General features: G+C 48.0%; 13 protein-coding genes and 1 tRNA gene. 4 read left to right on the forward strand and 10 right to left on the reverse strand.

Annotated features, from left to right (window positions below; translation table 11 throughout):
* Positions 1 to 656 precede the first annotated feature (656 nt).
* From WBG78_RS00210 to WBG78_RS00220, 3 genes are all read right to left on the reverse strand, one after another.
* Positions 657 to 938 carry a hypothetical protein gene (locus WBG78_RS00210; protein ID WP_337324342.1) on the reverse strand — a complete coding sequence of 94 codons (282 nt, stop codon included), beginning with the start codon at positions 936 to 938 and terminating at the stop codon, positions 657 to 659.
* Between the two features lie 24 nt (positions 939 to 962).
* A tRNA-Val gene (locus WBG78_RS00215) sits at positions 963 to 1,037 on the reverse strand.
* A 146-nt stretch (positions 1,038 to 1,183) separates the two neighbouring features.
* The gene (locus tag WBG78_RS00220) at positions 1,184 to 1,609 is read right to left on the reverse strand and encodes a VOC family protein (protein ID WP_337324343.1); all 426 of its coding nucleotides are present in this window, start codon (positions 1,607 to 1,609) and stop codon (positions 1,184 to 1,186) included.
* Between the two features lie 123 nt (positions 1,610 to 1,732).
* Between WBG78_RS00220 and WBG78_RS00225 the strand changes: the two genes are divergently transcribed.
* Positions 1,733 to 2,371 carry an ankyrin repeat domain-containing protein gene (locus tag WBG78_RS00225; RefSeq protein WP_337324344.1) on the forward strand — a complete coding sequence of 213 codons (639 nt, stop codon included), beginning with the start codon at positions 1,733 to 1,735 and terminating at the stop codon, positions 2,369 to 2,371.
* A 333-nt stretch (positions 2,372 to 2,704) separates the two neighbouring features.
* Here the strand turns inward: WBG78_RS00225 and WBG78_RS00230 are convergent, their stop codons facing one another.
* The 3 genes from WBG78_RS00230 to WBG78_RS00240 form a co-directional block, all read right to left on the reverse strand.
* Entirely contained in the window at positions 2,705 to 3,937 is a 1,233-nt protein-coding gene (locus WBG78_RS00230) for a sugar phosphate isomerase/epimerase family protein (protein ID WP_337324345.1), read from the reverse strand.
* Between the two features lie 114 nt (positions 3,938 to 4,051).
* Positions 4,052 to 5,260, reverse strand: a complete 1,209-nt coding sequence (locus tag WBG78_RS00235; RefSeq protein WP_337324346.1) for a PIG-L deacetylase family protein — start codon at positions 5,258 to 5,260, stop codon at positions 4,052 to 4,054.
* 95 nt (positions 5,261 to 5,355) lie between these two features.
* Positions 5,356 to 6,207 carry a helix-turn-helix domain-containing protein gene (locus WBG78_RS00240; RefSeq protein ID WP_337324347.1) on the reverse strand — a complete coding sequence of 284 codons (852 nt, stop codon included), beginning with the start codon at positions 6,205 to 6,207 and terminating at the stop codon, positions 5,356 to 5,358.
* Positions 6,208 to 6,477: 270 nt separating this feature from the next.
* Here WBG78_RS00240 and WBG78_RS00245 point away from each other — a divergent pair, with 270 nt between their 5' ends.
* Both WBG78_RS00245 and WBG78_RS00250 read left to right on the forward strand, forming a co-directional pair.
* Positions 6,478 to 7,749, forward strand: a complete 1,272-nt coding sequence (locus tag WBG78_RS00245; RefSeq protein ID WP_337324348.1) for a hypothetical protein — start codon at positions 6,478 to 6,480, stop codon at positions 7,747 to 7,749.
* Positions 7,746 to 8,810: a GNAT family N-acetyltransferase gene (locus WBG78_RS00250; protein WP_337324349.1), complete on the forward strand. Its 1,065-nt coding sequence runs from the start codon at positions 7,746 to 7,748 to the stop codon at positions 8,808 to 8,810. The genes WBG78_RS00245 and WBG78_RS00250 overlap by 4 nt, the downstream gene beginning before the upstream one ends.
* Before the next feature lie 317 nt (positions 8,811 to 9,127).
* On the opposite strand, the gene WBG78_RS00255 is transcribed toward WBG78_RS00250, so the two are convergent.
* Positions 9,128 to 10,477 carry a M20/M25/M40 family metallo-hydrolase gene (locus WBG78_RS00255; RefSeq protein ID WP_337324350.1) on the reverse strand — a complete coding sequence of 450 codons (1,350 nt, stop codon included), beginning with the start codon at positions 10,475 to 10,477 and terminating at the stop codon, positions 9,128 to 9,130.
* 404 nt (positions 10,478 to 10,881) lie between these two features.
* Between WBG78_RS00255 and WBG78_RS00260 the strand changes: the two genes are divergently transcribed.
* The gene (locus WBG78_RS00260; RefSeq protein WP_337324351.1) at positions 10,882 to 13,374 is read left to right on the forward strand and encodes a YhdP family protein; all 2,493 of its coding nucleotides are present in this window, start codon (positions 10,882 to 10,884) and stop codon (positions 13,372 to 13,374) included.
* Between the two features lie 30 nt (positions 13,375 to 13,404).
* Here WBG78_RS00260 and WBG78_RS00265 read toward each other — a convergent pair whose 3' ends face one another.
* The 3 genes from WBG78_RS00265 to rimO form a co-directional block, all read right to left on the reverse strand.
* Positions 13,405 to 13,977, reverse strand: coding sequence for a 5-formyltetrahydrofolate cyclo-ligase (locus WBG78_RS00265; protein ID WP_337324352.1), 573 nt, complete (start codon positions 13,975 to 13,977; stop codon positions 13,405 to 13,407).
* A gap of 9 nt (positions 13,978 to 13,986) precedes the next feature.
* The gene (gene bshC, locus WBG78_RS00270; RefSeq protein ID WP_337324353.1) at positions 13,987 to 15,555 is read right to left on the reverse strand and encodes a bacillithiol biosynthesis cysteine-adding enzyme BshC; all 1,569 of its coding nucleotides are present in this window, start codon (positions 15,553 to 15,555) and stop codon (positions 13,987 to 13,989) included.
* 77 nt (positions 15,556 to 15,632) lie between these two features.
* Positions 15,633 to 16,958 (reverse strand): 30S ribosomal protein S12 methylthiotransferase RimO, encoded by a 1,326-nt coding sequence (rimO, locus tag WBG78_RS00275; protein ID WP_337324354.1) that lies wholly within the window; start codon positions 16,956 to 16,958, stop codon positions 15,633 to 15,635.
* Positions 16,959 to 17,053: the final 95 nt, after the last annotated feature.

Below are 17,053 nucleotides of genomic sequence, written 5' to 3' on the forward strand. Positions count from 1 at the left end.
ACGTGGGATTGCACGCGGGGTTCGACATGGGGTACGACGTGGGTTGTAGAGACGCAATGCATTGCGTCTCTACGGCGGGTTTATCGGGATCGTCGTCGGCGTCGTCGCCGGTCGTCATCGGATCGGGGGTCGTGATTACCGCCATTGGATCATGGGGTGCCGTTTGGGATCGTATTATAATCGAACCGTGGTCATGATTGGAGATTGACTCGTGTAAATCATGTTATGTTAACGAGATAATTTACTGAGCGGAATGAAATTTATCCTCCTTCCAATTTGAAGGGTTATTGGTGATGTAATTGGAAATGGTTTGATATGCCATCTCATTCCGAATAATACGATCATGAAACCGCGCCTGCCAGTCAAAATAGGGATCAATCAAATGGGCTCGTTTCGTTACACTTATCTTGAATCCACGAATGATCGACGATAAATTTTTGGACTGGGGTGCGAAATGGTTTATTGTGGTGGAACACGAAGGGTGAGACGCAAAGCATTGCGTCTCTACAGTATAATCCGATGTTCTCTGGTTAAAAGGGTTCGGGCCGATGATAACGATCCCATGAATATGGTTAGGCATCACAATGTATGCACCCATTTGAAGGTTCATGTCGGGTCGCATTATGAATGTTCTTTGCCATTCCTCATCTGCTATTTCACCGATCGTTGACAGAACCACCTCGCTGCTTTCTACGCCGCCGAAAAAGCATTGACGATCCCGAGTGCAAATGGTAGTCAGGTATGCTCCCACCCATCCATAGTTCCAAAAGGAAGCGCGACTTGAGGGAATGCGATATTTGTTCTGGTATCTCTCCATCTACAATGATGGTAGCCAATGTCGTGAACACATTGAGCTTATCGCCTGTTATTGACAACAAGCTTTCCGGACAATCTTCCTGGCCCAGAGATGTGAAATTCATTACAACTAAAAAAGCCATCCTTTTGGAATGGCTTTTTTGATGTGGGAGCTGAGGGGTTCGAACCCCCGACCCTCTGCTTGTAAGGCAGATGCTCTGAACCAGCTGAGCTAAGCTCCCATTTCCTTCAAAAACCCCGGCGGGGAATTCTTTGGGAGTGCAAATGTAAACCAGATTTCAATATCTGCAAATACAGATCACCGGTAATTTACAATTGGAAGGGCACCACGTCCAAAATAGCCCAAAATCGGCGAATTTGAGGCGGTTTAGGCGTTCTTTAGCTGCTCTATGTCCAGCTTGTTCATCTTCAGAATTTTGTTCATCACGCGTTCGGCCTTCGCCGGCTCGGACATCAGTTCCCCGAGAATTGACGGAACAATCTGCCACGAGTAACCGAACTTGTCACGCACCCAGCCACATTGCTCTTCCCGACCGCCGTTTTCAGACAATTTCTGCCAGTAGCTATCGATTTCATTCTGAGTATCACACGGAATGACGAACGAAGTTGCATGTGTCGGTTTGTGAATTGGACCTCCGTTCAGCCCCATGAACTTGCTACCGTTTAATTCGAACATCACGACCACCGGATGTTCGCTAAGGATCCTTGAATTGTTAAATACTGAACAATAGAATTCAGCTGCTGCCCTGGCTTGATTGTCAAACCAAAGGCATGGATAAATAGATTCGGCCATTGTATTTTTTGCTATCAGCGTTTGTTGTACAATACAATGTTAGCCAAGACGTGAATGTTCGAGACGGTGTGATGATGTCAAATTAAAGGGGAGATTGCGACAGGAACGTCAAAACATCAGGGCATGCAAGTGATAATACTTTTCTTTTCATTCCTTTGTCTGAAGACAAACACGGATCATTCCATGCAGCAGGACATTGTCGATCTGGTCAGAAAAAATAATATCGAAGCAACGCGGAAGGCGCTCGAACAGGGCGGCGACGTGAATGCTAAAGACGGGAGCAACCGATCGTTGTTGCTTATTGCAACGGTCAACGGCCATGAAGAGATGGCAAAACTTCTTGTCGCCAAAGGAGCGAATGTTAACCAACAGGCCGATAACCTTGACAGTCCATTTTTATATGCGGGTGCGAGTGGACAAACAGAGTTGGTCAAACTCTTTCTCGACAATGGTGCGCGCTTCGATCTGTTCAACCGCTACAATGGAACTGCGTTGATCCCAGCCTGCGAGCGGGGCCATATCGAAACTGTGAAGCTGTTGGCAAACACTAAGAACTTCCCGATCGATCACGTCAATCGGTTGGGCTGGACGGCGTTGCTCGAGGCCGTTATCTTGGGTGACGGCAGTGCGAAGTACCAGCAGATCGTGAAGATACTAAAAGAGGCGGGAGTGAATACGCGCATTGCAGATCACGAAGGTGTTACGCCATTGCAACACGCACGATCGAAGGGCTTTAAGGAAATCGTGAAGCTATTAGAGTAACTTCACAACGACGGTGGGATGCAAATAATCTATCGGATGTTTGTTGTTGTAATGGGTTGTGATGTACATGGCGTTACGTGCGTATGTATAGACGCAATGTGTGGGGACGAATGTGTGAGGCGCATATGTTGGAACGGATAGAGACGCAACGGATAGAGACGCAACGGATAGAGACGCAACGGGTAGAGACGCAATGCATTGCGTCTCTACGGTGATTATGTGCGTCATTCGGATCCGTGTTTGATGGGTGGATCGTCGCACGTCGGTTCGGATTACACGTGTCAACCGCGGCGATCGTGAATACATGTGGAATGTCTACAACCGATTTGCCCTTTACGAATATCCCAAGCCCTTCTTCCTGATAATCTCTTTGAGATACTTGTATCCCTGTTTGTAGGATGCAAGTCTTTCAGCATCGCCAAAAGGAAGTTTATTATACTCCGCGATGCCCTTTATTTCTTTCTTGTCGATCTTTCTCTGAGCATCATCACCGAGCTGCTCAAATTTTCTTACGTCTTCGTCGGTGAGTTCGGGGAAGTGGCGCCGCCATTTGTCATCATAAAGTGCGATCACATTTTCAGCGCGATAATCTTCGAAGCACAAATGAAGGTTGGGACTGTACTTGCCCAACACTTCAATGGCCATGCTCCAATCGACAACGCCCTCACCTACCGTTCGAAGTTGCTGCGTAACTCCGGTCTCGGAACGGTAGATGATGCCGTCTTTGCAATGCGTGCAGTGCACATAGGGGGCAAGTCTTTTGATGGCATCGTTCGGCACATCGCCACTGAGGGGAAGATTGCCAGTGTCCAGCGTGACACCCAATACATCAGGACCGATCTCCTCGATCATACGTATGAGTTCGAATGATGTTTCGTCACCGTGGGTTTCGATGTTGGCTCTTAGTCCAAGGTCTTTCATCATCGGACTGAGCATCGTTATGAACTTCTTCATCGCGATCAATTGATCACCCCAACTCACGTCTGTTCTGAAACGATCGTAAGCCACGAAGAATTGATTGCCATGGATCGAATGGCCCGACACCGAATACAATTCCGTGCAATCAATTTCGCGGGCAGCCTCGATCATTTTCTCGACGGCGAGTCTGTAGTCTCCCTTTCCGAATCGTCTTATCTCAGGCGTTTCAGCAGTGTTATAAGGATTGAGCCACCCGATGCCGCCATCGAGGAAGAGCCCAAGTGAATCGGCATGTGCTTTCACTTCTTTCAACTGCCCGCTGTCGAGCGTAGGACTGATGTCCAGCATTGTTCTGAAGAATGCGCCATCAAAATTATTCTCCTTGAGATAATCCAAAATGGCCAACGGGCCTTTGGACTTTACCGAATAGAGCTTGTCTGTATCAGAGCCCAGCCGCATTCCTTTTGGTTTGTCTTTACCGGACTTGTTTGATGAAATTTCCTTGTGATCCGTTGCGCTATTAGCAGAGGCAACATTAGATGCGACGGCAATATCAGAATTGCCATCCGATGCCAATGTACCTGTCGAGACAACAGACAATGCAAGAGATGAGCTGATAAATTCTCTTCTTGATAAAAGGTTGCTCATATTAAGAATGCTTTTCTTTCGTCAAATACAAGGGGACGCGGTTTAACAATATTAACATCAACCAACTTGGGTGCCAGACGAACGTAAGTGATTAATGAACTCATTCGAATCTAACTAGTTACCAGAAATCTTTCTTACCCACGCTCTGAACTCTCCATCATTATCAGCTGTATTGTCGTCGTTGATGCCGAAATAAAGTTTGCCCGACTTCGACGCGATAAACTTTCTATCAGAACCAACCAGGAAACCATCCTTCGAATCTTCGCCAATACGAGCAATGAGCGAACCTGTTGGCGCTCCAAGCACGGGCTTGTTGCCCCAGCGTGTATAGGGCACTGCACCTTCGGGAGTACATCTTTGTCTTCCGTCTTTGTTCCATACAATCGTACCCTCAGCAGTGACTTCATATTGCTCACCTTCTGTGATTGTTATTCCGGTATCCGTCCAGTCTTTGGTACCTGATACGGCATATGAGCGGGGTAGCATCGGTAATAACGCGAACACTTCTTCTTCGCGGATCTGTCGTCCGAACTCTGCTACTTCAAAGCCTTCAGCATAGCGAATTTTCGAAGCTTCATCTTTGCCGTACCACTTCTCGAGTGCATAGCGATATGTCGGGAACACTTTGCTGAATGCATAAGTGTTGTCATCTATCAGTTGCTTTTGCTTTGCAGGATCCTTCCGGACTTCCTCAAGGATGCCCATGCTATGAGGGATCGCTTCTGCAACCTGTGTCTGATGCGAACCACACGCCTGCAATTTTGTTTCCCACACTTTGTCGATGCTGAATGCGAAGTGAGGAATGTAAGTGAAAGTCGAAGTGTGAAAGTCGCGAACATAAAAGAACACTGGAAGCCTTTCCATCTTCAGTTCGCGTACAGCGTCACGCACGATGTAGCCGGCGGTCATGTTATCCGTGTGACCGCCCGCCGCCGGATAATAGGTAAAGACAACGTCGGGATTAAACGCCTGAATGCTCTTCACCACTTTTGCACGAGACTCTTTGGTATTCTTCAAACCCTGATCGTGATAATCCAGCACCTCATAGTCCACAAGATTGAGCACCTTTTTTGCATTCATCGCTTCCTGGTAGCGGCGCTTTGCCAGGACTTCAGGCTTCTCTTCCCAATGGCCAGCATCACCGTTCGTGAGTGACATGAACTTTACCTGGTGCCCCAATTGCGTGTACAGCGCGGCTGTTCCTCCGGTGTAGACTTCGCCTTCGTCAGGATGGGCGAATATCATCATCACTCTTAAGGGTTGTTGTGCCATGGCGTTGATAAAACAAATTGATAAGGTAAGAATCAAAGAGACTTTTCTCATGTGATGTTAGTTTGACGAAATGGAATTAGTGAGCTACGAATCTAGGTGTTCGCAATTCTGAAATATTGCTCTTATTATACCGATACTGGTACTTCTTATAACTGCGCGCGAAATTCCTTAGGTGTGTATCCTGTGTGTTTCTTGAAGAAGCGTGAAAAGTAAGCGGCGTCCTGAAAGCCGAGATCATAAGAGATCTCCTTAACATCCTTTTGAGTGAGGGCAAGCAATCGCTTCGCTTCCAGTAACAGCCGGCGCCTGATACAATCACCAGCACTGAAGCCTACTTCCTTCCTTGAAATAATGTTGAGATAGTTGGCAGTAACATGCAGTCGTTTGGCATAGAACGCCACGGAGGTATCCTCCTGAATATGCTTTTCAAGCAGGTTGAAGAACCGCGATATAATGCGATTGCTTGACTCACTGAACACCAATGGGTCAGACTTTGCATACCAGCGGTGAAGTAATGTGAGGACAATGTGGAGGCGCTGTCGGATGACCTCGTTCACAAACAGGTCCTGATTGTCGAATTCATCCTTGATGATTGTCAGTTCTTCTTTGAGCACCATGAACTCAGTGTTGCTCAATGTCAGGTACGGTTTCGAGGAGGAGATGAAAAACGGAAGCCTGGCAGGGAGGGTTGGCAGGTAGTCGGCTGTGAACATGACCTGAAAGCCGCTGGTGCTTTCATGAAGTTTCCATTGGTGTGCCTGACCGGGCGCCAGAAAGAACACTGTCCTGTTCCTGACGGCATGCCTCTGAAAATCGATGCTATGAACACCGGAACCTTCGTCAACAACGAAGATGAGGTAGAAGTCGTGCTTGTGGGCGGTCGGCAGAAATGCCTTGCCCATTTCTTCGTGTCTTCCAATGCTAAAGCCCGGAACATTATTCAACGGCACACTGGCCTCTTTTATTGAGATAATGGGGAGCTGGGTAGCGATGGTCATTGATAAAATTATGAAAATTTGGCGAATGCGTCTCGTATTCGTCGCGATGCGGCACATTATTGGAAATTGGGAATTGAGAAATTTCAAGACCGTGTCTGCCTGTTGGATCAATATCCCAACCGTTGTGAAACCATTGGGGTGCGTGTTGCGATGTACCGTGTTGGTGAACGCAATGGTAATTACAACAATGGGGTTTGATGTCGTGGGTGGTGAGGGCGCGTGGTTTTGCGCAACAAAACGGAATGCCGATAATTGCATGGGACCGAACACATGATCACCTTTCATATCAACGATTCCGTTCGCGCCTTCGAGGCCGAAATCCGATATACGCTTGGCCTTTGGGCAATAAATCAATCGCACGAAATAGCGTTTTCACCCTTTCGCGAAAATTCAATTGTCGTTGGTACCCAAAGTGAAGCACACCTTCGCCTTGGTTTGCGATTTCCAACACCCGGCGAGCCAGCAACAAGATCTCCCTATGTTCAAATGGACGGCACCGCATCCGACAGATTCGACCACCTGACTGATCCCCTTGCGAGTGCCTTCCAGATGGTTAATGCTTTGCAGGAATACGATGCTCCTGAATATGATGAGCTCAACCGCTATCAGTTCAAAACCAGCTATCAAAAACGACTGAACAACGTGTACGACAATCTCGTACAAAAATGCTTTGAATCGATCAGCAGCAAGCTGAAGCTTCCGTTGAAGAGCACCCCTACCCGGTTCTTCTTATCCCATGACATTGATATTGTGTACGGGGCCATCCTTGAAGATGGAAACAATGTGATCCGCAAGGGCCGCTTCGATCTGTTCTTTAAGATGCTGTTCAATCTTGCTATTGCCCGGCCGGAGTGGCTGAACATGGACAAGATCATGGCACTCGAGTCGGAGTATGATTGCAAGTCTATATTCTTTTGGATTGTAAACAAGGGACGCATCAACAGTCGTGAGGAGAATGCGGATTACACTTTTCACTCGAGGCCGATACAGCGACACTTTGATGCGGTGGCCAGGCAAGGATTCGAGAACGGGCTTCACAAAAGCATAAGTTCTGAATCGTTTCGGGAAGAGCTTACCAAATTTGGAAACGCCGCGTATGCCAACCGTTATCATTTTTTGAAGTTTCGGTTGCCAGATGCGTGGCATGACGTCGAGAGTGGCGGGCTGAAACTGGATGCAAGTCTTGGTTTTTCCGCCGAAATGGGATTCCGGAATAGCTACGGCCTGCCCTTTAATCCTTACGACTTCAAAGAGCGCAGGCCGTTTTCATTCGTGGAGGCGCCTCTGAATGTAATGGACAGGACCTTCTTTCAATACAAGAAACAAACGGCTGCGGAGGCGCGCGTGGATATATTCGACTTCTTCGAGAGGAACCGGAACAACTGTGTACTGTCGGTGCTGTGGCACAACAATTTCTTCACGGACCATAAGTTCAAGGGATATGTTGCCCTATATAAGGATATACTTGCCTACATTAGCGACAACAAGTTCCGCACGATTTCGGCGCGAGAGATTACCCAACACTACACGATAAGCCCATGAGCATTCTCATCCGTTTACTGCAGCCTCATGAATATACGCTTGCGAACGACTTCTTCAATGTGACGTATAAGACCAACCGGTCGCTGAAGGACTTCGAATGGGAATTCAGTCATGGACCCTTTGGTCCTGCAATCTATGTCGTAGCGATTGACCAGGAAGTAACGGATACTATAAAGGTCGTGGGTATCCAGTGTGCCATTCCTATCAGCCTGGTGAATTCGGCTGGAGACCGTGTAATGACGGCCAAGTCTGAAGATACTTTAGTTGATCCATCTTATCGCGGACAAAAGATCTTTGAACGCATGTATGAGATGTTATTCGATGCCTGTAAGAATGCTGGCATCAAATATATATGGGGTTTCACGCCAGCGAGAAAGGCGTTTGAGAGAATTGGATTTCAGATACCGTTCCAGGCGCATCAGGCATTGATGGTGATGAATCCACGGAAGGCCTATGCGTATTTGTCGCGGTTAAATCCGAGTAACAAGCGCATTGATAAATTAAAGATCGCGGGTCTTACGTTCTTATCGCGGCTTGCATCGCGCGTTGTTCCCAACCCACCGGACCTCGAGCTTAAGCGAACAGCCTTTTACGACAAGCAACATACGTTAAAGGCGTTGGCTCCAAATGGTGAAATGTTTTATCTCGACATGACCACCGATTACCTCGAGTGGCGTCTCAAGCGCAATCCCTTTGGCAACAACTACGACAACTTCCAGATACTGCAAAACGGAAAGCTGGTCGCGGATGCTTTGATCAACACACGTCTACCACGGTTGGGCTATGTTGAGCAAATTATCTTCGGTGAAGGGCTTAACGAGAACGATAAGCAGAAGATCGTTGGCGCTATTGTGCGTGAGCTCAAATACAAAGTAGATCTTATCCGCGTGTTGTGCTTCGACGCGAATGATGCCCTAATCGATCAGGAGCAACTCTTCAAGAGAAGTGGTTTTATCATATTGAAACGAGGTGGCTACTTCGTATGGAAGGAGTTGGAGCCTGCGGGGCTGGAACCTAATAAGTTATTCCTTAGCCGTTTGTTTACGCAGGGAAATCAATAGGCGCCGTTGGCGCCGATATGCAATTAAATCACAAATTGGATTGGTGGGTGCGCATTCATGCGGGTGCGTCGGGTGTATGCGGGTGCGTGCGGGTGCGGGTGCGTGCGGGTACGTGCGTGCGGGTAGAGACGCAATGCATTGCGTCTCTACGGCAACGTCGGGATCAATCGTCGGGATCAATCGCCGTGATCAATCGTCGGGTTAAACGTGAGGACCAATCGTCGGGATCAATCGTCGCGTTTTATCGTCGGGTTCAACGTTGGGTTACGATCGTGGCAAACATCATTTGTAAACGTGCGAAATGTCGTTGATAAACGTTACCGCGCCATCGTTTTATTCGCCGTTAACCTATACATCAATACGGCTACACGTTTTGCCTCCCACGCAATTGATCTTGGATCTGCCTTTTCATTTACCGTATGGCCTCCCGTCGTGCGCATGCCGACACCGTCGAGAGCCATATCAACATAGCCTGAGGTAAACGAAATGTCGGCGGCACCGGCATCGCGCGGTTTCACCGCCACCACCTCGCCAAAGCCAAGGTCGTTGCTCACCTTATTGAAGTATGACAATAATTGCCTGTTGCCTTCTGTCGGGGCGAGGGGCGGATAGCCATCACCAAAGATGATCTCCGCTTTGGTTTGAGGAAGATGTTTGGCAACAATTGCCGTCATGGCATCCTGTACCCTTTTCAATTGCTCCGGTGAAATCGTACGAATGTCGCCTGTGACAACGACATCTTTCGACACAACGTTGTCTTTACCCGTCGCTTTGCCTCCGCTGATGTTGTCATCGTAATCAACGGCAGTTCCGCCCAGGATAACGCCCGGGTTAAACGTCAGGTCCTGTTCAGTGGACAGCGCCTCATAAAACTGGTAGAGTATTCTGCTTGCCTCATAGATGGCGCCTGCCCCAATATCTTTCGTGAATATTTGTGATGAATGTGCAGGCACGCCGCTCACCCGAAGTTCCCAGCCGGAGGCACTGCGTCGCGAAATGTTGGCGTGTTCAAACAGTCCATCACCATCTTCGAATCCGATGGCTACGTCGGCCCATTTGGCTGCCTCGATCAGGTCGTGTCGCGCCAATGCCAGTGGACTTCCGCTCGATTCTTCATCGCCGCTCATGACGACTACAATGTTCATATCCTTCAACAATCCAGTCTTTGCAAGCGCCTGAAGTGCCTGGATCATGATTGTATTTCCGCCTTTCATGTCGCCTGCTCCGGGGCCCTGGGCCGTTGAATCGTTGAGCATGGAGAACTTCTGAAAGGGACTGTCGGGTTCGAATACCGTATCGAGGTGCCCGATCAAAAGAATCTTTTTACCAGCCTGCTTGCCTATGTGTTCCGCAATTAGGTGCCCGGCACGTCCGAATGGGCTGCCATCGACCCACCGCGTTGTGAATCCAAGGGCTTCAAACTTTGGTTTGTAGAGTTGCGCTACCTTACGGACACCTTCAAAGTTCATGGAACCGCTGTTGATGTTCACGGCATCTTCCCACAGCCTGAGATTTTCGGCAGTATATGAATCAACGGCCGCCACAATCTTCTTCTCCACCTTTGATGGCTGGGCACAGAGGGGGAAGCCTGCGATACAACAGGCGATGAGTGTTGACCACGCGAAACGCTTCTGACAAGTGGTACTGATCTCTTTTTTCATCATCATAATTTAATCTAAGCAATGTTACTGTTCCCCGATTTTCATCAGACCAAAGCCGGCGCATTCGTTTGATGCGCCCTTGCTGATTAAGCATCCATCGCCCGCGAAATATACATCAGGTAAGATATACATCAAGTGGCAAAGGCCCGTGCATTGCTGCAGCCCGCGCCATTTGGGAACCTGCATGGGCGCGTGAGCAGGCCAAATGCATTGTGCAGGATCATTCAACAATCCGTCGGGACATACATACGCATCGCTCGTATAGTTGCGTTTAACCGGTACTTTTCAGATGGTGTCCTTCCCCGATCGGGCATTTTGTATTAGAAATGCCGACCTTTGGCGAGAAGTATTGAACCTCTGTGAAAAGCGGTTTGATATTTGTCTTGTACTTTTGTGAACTCTTAGTGCGTTTGAACATCCTTCGCAAAATACTTTTTTATCTGGCCCTCGTGATCGGGGTTGTCGTGTTGTCGGTCACCATATCGGCTTTCCTTTTCAAGGACAAGATCATCAACCAGTTTATCCGGGAGGCAAACAAGCAATTGAGTACTCCGGTGAGTGTGGGTAAGTTCGACGTTTCCGTCTGGCAGAACTTTCCAAAACTTTCCATCGTGATGTTCGACGTGATGGTGGAGGACAGTCATCCGGGAAAGTATCCCCTGCTCACGGCGAAGGAGCTGGCCTTTGAGATGAACCTGATCGATGCCTGGAACGGCAAGTATTTGATCGAAGGGCTTCGCATTAACGACAGCGAGACTAACCTGAAGGTGAACCTGAACGGGGAAAACAACTACACTATTGCCAAGGCTGGTTCTGGTGCCGGCCAGGGTTCGGTAAAGTTTGCGCTACACAATGTTCAACTGATCAATACCGTAGTTCATTACAGCGATCAGTCGCTTAACCAACAACACACCTACAAAAGCAATAAGCTCAAAGCATCGATCGATACCGACAACGACGTGTACGACATCGATGCGGACGGTGATCTCACCATTGACAAACTATCTATTGAGGGCAAATCGTATCTGGCGGGCAAGTCATTTGAAATTGAGAGCGATCTTGTATACGACGATCTGAAGAAGGTACTGACGATCAATCCCAGCCTTCTCGTGTTGCGTAAAGCCTCCTTCAATGTGGCTGGAATCTACTCGTGGAAAACGAAAAATGAGATTGATATCAAGGTGGATGGCAAGGACACTGATATTCAAACCCTGGTTTCGTTCCTTCCCGAATCGACTGCGGGAAATCTCGCGCAGTACCGAAGCGATGGCGATGTGTACTTCAAGGGAAGGCTGCAGGGCGAAATCGGAAAGAAAGCAAACCCAGCATTAAATATTGACTTTGGTTGTACCAATGCTACGGTATACCATCCAACCTATAAGTCGCGCATAGAGGGTGCCCGCCTCGAGGGTTCTTTCAGAACGAATGATGTGATGAACACTTCCATCGCGCATTTATCATTAAAGAACATCAGCGGAACGCTAAATAAGGAACCGTTCTCGGGTAATCTTACGATCCACAACTTCTCCAGCCCGGATGTTGTATGCGACTTTAAAGGCCGCGTTGATGCTGCCGCCTTGCTGGGCTTCTATCCTATCGAAGAAATCAGGGCAGCGTCAGGTTCGTTGCTTGCCAACGTATCTTTCAATGGGAAGATCGACTTGCTGAAGAAGAAGTCGACGGCCCAGAAGGTGACGACACAAGGTACGATTGACTTGCAGGGCATCTCCTTCAACTTTGGAAAGGACAACACCCGGATCGAAGGTCTTCATGGAAATCTGCAGTTCAGCAATAACGACCTCGCGCTAAGCAATGTGTCGGGTCGGCTAGGGAACAGCGACATCACCATGAACGGATTCTTCAAGAACATCATCACCTTCCTGCTGTTCGACAATCAGCCCATTGGAATCGAAACGGATCTTAAGTCGCGGTTCCTTGATGTGGACCAGCTCTTTGCCATAGGATTCGGAAACTCGACGGGCGGGACGGCCCAGGAGTACGAGTTCAGCATCTCGAAGAACATCAATCTTAACTTCAACTGCGACGTACAGTCACTCCGTTATAAGCGCTTTCACGCGAGCAATCTTAAGGGCGATCTGCTGGTGAAGAACGAGATGGCCGTTTCGCGCAATATCACTTTCAGATCGATGGGTGGCGATATGACCCTTTCGGGTATCGTTGACTCCAAGAACAGGAAGGCAATCGATGTGGTAAGCTCGTTCCGGCTGAATGGCATTCACGTAGACAGCATTTTCTATGTATTTGAAAACTTTAAGCAGGACTTCATTCAGGACAAACATTTGAAAGGTCAGACGACGGCCGATGTGAATCTCGAGATGACCCTGAATCAAAATCTAAAGCTGTTCCAGGAAACACTTACCGGCGACATCAGTGCCTCCATCAAAAACGGCGAGCTCAACAATTTTGAGCCTATGAAGAAGCTCAATCGCTTTCTCAACGATGAGGGTCTCAGCAAGCTGCGCTTCTCGGAGCTGAAGAATGACATTCACATTGAAAATAAGACGGTGTACATTCCACAAATGGAAGTCCGCACCAACGTAACATCTTTGCGTTTAAGTGGAACGCATACCTTCGATCAGCGTATCGATTATCACATTGTGGCCCCATTGATAAACAACAAGAATGTGAACTATCAGGAGGCCAAGAGCGCGCTTGAAGAGGATGGTGCGGGTCAGACGAAGATATTCCTGAAAATCTACGGTACTACGGATGACTACCGGATATCATACGATACCGAGGCGGTGAAGAAAAAGATTGCGGCCGACTTGAAGAACGAGGTGAAGGAATTGAAAGAGGCGTTCAAAAATAAAGGCACCAAGCAAAAGAAGGAACTCGAACTTGAAAGCGATGAGTACTTCGACTGGGATGATGATAATCAATAATCGAATCTGAATTCGCGATTCCCGATAAAACTAAAAAGTATAAAACTCCTTCGGAGTAATACAATGATGCAGCGGAACATCAAGCGTGTTGATGTCATCAATACGATCAATTGCTTCGAAGAACGATAGCCCTACACGCTTGCAATCAGGCCTGCACCCCGCAAGGAACTTGTCGTAGAATCCTTTTCCATATCCAACGCGATTGCCCTTCTTATCAAAAGCCACGAGTGGCACGATCACCAGATCGATGTCCTGAATATTTGTCGATTCTCCCTGGGTTGGTTCCTCAAGACCCCACTTGTTCTTTTTAAGGGGAAAGCGATCGTCGAAATAGAAATTCTGCAGCTGCCTTGTTTTAGTGACCACGCGCGGAAGGGAAATTCGGATGTCCGGGTACTTTGTGCGTATCCAGTCAATGATGACCCAGGTGTCAGGCTCCTTATTCTTTGTTATTGGAATAAACGAATGCAGCACATTGAGTCGGTCGAGATCGAAGTTCGCTATGAACTTCTCCGAAATCGTGTGGCTCATCATTGAGCATGACATCTCGGAAAGCGCGAGCCTTTGCTTTAGATAGGTTTCTCGAATTTCTTCCTTGGTCATGCGATTAGGTCAGGCAGTGTAAGATAAAATATTGAACCGATAATCGAATGGATCAAAGTGTTCAAGAAGTGAATCAATAAAGGACGGATCGCGCAGATAGAAGTTCAGGAAGTTATCTGTACGCTCCTGCAATCCGCCACCGGGAAACAAAATGTCTTTCACTTCACCGATCTGCCGAAGTTTGTCGGACTGATTTCTTTTCTCTGCTCTAAGCATTTTGTGCTCAGCTTTATCAAGACTTGTGAGCGATCGTTTTGCTGACGCCTCTATAAATCCCTTAAGCGTCGGATCTATTTTTTCAGCACGAGTTCGCAGCTCATTGAAAAGATTGGTGATGGCACTCCGGTCTTTTGAAACGGAAAGATCGTGATTAGAATGAGCCAGCACCCATTCGTTGAACAGATAGTTCTTGTCCTCGAAAAGGTCTTTAAGTGTCAACCCTGTCTTCGACCATTTGCGTGAAACTTCATGATCGATTACCATTCCAAAGTTTCGGGGCATCAGTATGGGGAACGGAACCCTGTAAAATTCGAAAACATCCTGCAACTGCATCCAGTAAACAACTTCAGATGGCCCCCCTACATAGGCGATGTTCGGGAGGATCAATTCCTGGTACAATGGACGCAGGATAACGTTAGGACTGAATCGTTCAGGCTCCTGGTCGATCAGCTTTTCAATCTCCTGTCGCGAAAATGATAGGTCTGTGTCGACAACAATAAATCGGTCGCCGTCTTTTTCAATTCGGCTCCTGATGTTCTGATGAAGGTAAAAGAAGTTGATATCCCTGCAGAATACCTGTGTCTTATATCCGGAAGAATTCAGCCCGACCGTTGAAATGTCTACGTATCCTTTGAGGTCCTGCAACAGTATGTCGTCGCGCATCGCGGGCACCAATGCCCTTTTCAAGTCACGACTATCGGCGTCGATCACAACAAGACCTTTCTCGCCAAAAAGTTCATTTACAAAATGCCGTGTGGCTGCAGCGAGATTCTTACGCTTCGAATAAGCCTCACGAAATATGGAGATTCCATCAGAGACCTCACTTGCAAGCTTATCGAGCCCCGTAGTATTGAATCGACCGACGGCCCCGGTTTGGTTCGTTTCCCACACATACTTCTTTCCGTGCAATCGGAAATACTTAATCTCATCGTAGTCATGGTCTTCCGATGCCATCCAGTATACGGGAACAAAATTGTATTCCGGATACTGTTGCTTAAGGCGTTTACAGGTATTAATGACGGTGACGATCTTAAAGATAAAATATAGAGGACCAGTGAAGATGTTCAACTGGTGACCGGTCGTTATGGTAACTGTCTTTTGGTCGCTGAGCAGATTGATACTTTGCTCGAGCGCCGGCGACTTTTTGAATCCTTCATATTGCGCCTTCAGTGTTTGCACGAGTGTTGAGCGCTGATCGATCGTAAAGGATTCGACTTTGTTTGTTATCTGGTCTCCGAAATTTTCAATGTGTGGCTCCCTATGAAAGTAAGGCCGCAGCGCCTCTTCACTGGACATGTAATCGAGAAAGAATTTGCTGAAAGCATTGGTATCAGCAAGCGAAACCTTATCAAGCTGCATGTTGACAGGAGAGGTTGGTGGTGGTAATGGGAACCATCTTTCGAATAACGACAATTTGAAGGTTTGGGTTGAAGTGATTACACCTGAGGCGTGCTGACCACTTCGCCGGTGAGGTCAAATTCCGTGGCGTCCGTGATCCGAACCTGCTGAAAGTCGCCGATTCTCAGATAGTTATCCTTGTCCTGGATGATTACTTCGTTGTCTACCTCGGGGGAGTCAAATTCTGTACGGCCGATAAATTCACCGCCCTCTTTACGGTCAACAAGTACCTTATAGGTGTTGCCGATACGGGCCTGATTCAACTCCTGTGAGATGTCCTGCTGGATCTCCATCAGGTCATCCATTCGCTGTTGTTTTGTCTCAACCGGTACATCGTCCTTCATTGAGTAGGCGTGTGTGTTGTCTTCATGTGAATAAGTGAAGACGCCCAATCTGTCGAAGCGGGTCTTGTCAACAAACTTCACAAGCTCGTCAAATTCCTTTTCCGTTTCACCAGGATGACCAACGATCATCGTAGTGCGGATGGCAATGCCGGGAACCTTATCGCGGATGGTAGAGATCAGATCTTCAGTCTTCTCGCGGGTGATGCCGCGGCGCATGAGTTTCAGCATTTCGGTTGAACCATGCTGCAACGGGATGTCGATGTATTTGCAGATGTTGCTTCGTTCCGCCATTACGTCGAGGACATCGAGCGGGAATCCAGCGGGATATGCATAGTGAAGACGGATCCATTCGATACCATCTACGTCTGAAAGATGACGCATCAGGTCCGACAGGTTTCTCTTCTTGTAGAGATCCAGCCCGTAGTAAGTAGAATCCTGGGCAATGAGAAGCAATTCTTTCACACCGGCCTTAGCCAGGCTCTTTGCTTCCTTAACAAGCTCTTCGATTGGTTTTGAGATATGTTTACCGCGCATCAGCGGTATGGCACAAAAAGAACAGGGGCGATCGCAGCCTTCGGAGATTTTCAGGTAAGCAAAGTGACTTGGATTGGTGAGGATGCGCTCTCCAACCAGCTCGTGCTTGTAGTTGGCCTTGAAAACTTTCAGCATCCTGGACAGATCGCGTGTGCCGAACCAGGCATCTACTTCCGGAATTTCCTTTTCAAGGTCATCCTTGTAGCGCTGAGACAGGCATCCCGTGACATACACTTTGTCTACTATGCCTTCTTCTTTGGCATCGACGTAGCGAAGGATCGTATCAATAGATTCCTGTTTGGCGTTATCGATGAAGCCACAGGTGTTGATGACCACCACACTGGAGTCGTCGGATTCGGACTCATGGACGGCATCGATGCCGTTGCCGCGAAGCTGGGTAAGCAGCACTTCGGAGTCCACCAGGTTCTTGGAACACCCCAGGGTGACGATATTTACTTTTGTATTCTTGTTGCCCTTCGTCTTCATGTTAGACCCCAACAGCAGCGGTTTTAAGTTAGCTGGTCGGGTATTTGCTTATCGTTACCGGCCTTTTGAAATACGCCTGAATCGTTACCAACTGT

It is taken from the genome of Chryseolinea sp. T2, assembly GCF_037203685.1.
In the GTDB taxonomy this organism is placed as follows: domain Bacteria; phylum Bacteroidota; class Bacteroidia; order Cytophagales; family Cyclobacteriaceae; genus Chryseolinea.

Bases quoted from the DNA above. Each gene is read 5' to 3' on its own strand.
- WBG78_RS00220 (WP_337324343.1), bottom strand. From the start codon at position 1,609: ATGGCCGAATCTATTTATCCATGCCTTTGGTTTGACAATCAAGCCAGG.
- WBG78_RS00250 (WP_337324349.1), top strand. From the start codon at position 7,746: ATGAGCATTCTCATCCGTTTACTGCAGCCTCATGAATATACGCTTGCG.
- rimO (WP_337324354.1), bottom strand. From the start codon at position 16,958: ATGAAGACGAAGGGCAACAAGAATACAAAAGTAAATATCGTCACCCTG.
- WBG78_RS00245 (WP_337324348.1), top strand. From the start codon at position 6,478: ATGATCACCTTTCATATCAACGATTCCGTTCGCGCCTTCGAGGCCGAA.
- WBG78_RS00265 (WP_337324352.1), bottom strand. From the start codon at position 13,977: ATGACCAAGGAAGAAATTCGAGAAACCTATCTAAAGCAAAGGCTCGCG.
- WBG78_RS00255 (WP_337324350.1), bottom strand. From the start codon at position 10,477: ATGATGATGAAAAAAGAGATCAGTACCACTTGTCAGAAGCGTTTCGCG.
- WBG78_RS00230 (WP_337324345.1), bottom strand. From the start codon at position 3,937: ATGAGCAACCTTTTATCAAGAAGAGAATTTATCAGCTCATCTCTTGCA.
- WBG78_RS00225 (WP_337324344.1), top strand. From the start codon at position 1,733: ATGCAAGTGATAATACTTTTCTTTTCATTCCTTTGTCTGAAGACAAAC.
- bshC (WP_337324353.1), bottom strand. From the start codon at position 15,555: ATGCAGCTTGATAAGGTTTCGCTTGCTGATACCAATGCTTTCAGCAAA.
- WBG78_RS00210 (WP_337324342.1), bottom strand. From the start codon at position 938: ATGGCTTTTTTAGTTGTAATGAATTTCACATCTCTGGGCCAGGAAGAT.
- WBG78_RS00235 (WP_337324346.1), bottom strand. From the start codon at position 5,260: ATGAGAAAAGTCTCTTTGATTCTTACCTTATCAATTTGTTTTATCAAC.
- WBG78_RS00240 (WP_337324347.1), bottom strand. From the start codon at position 6,207: ATGACCATCGCTACCCAGCTCCCCATTATCTCAATAAAAGAGGCCAGT.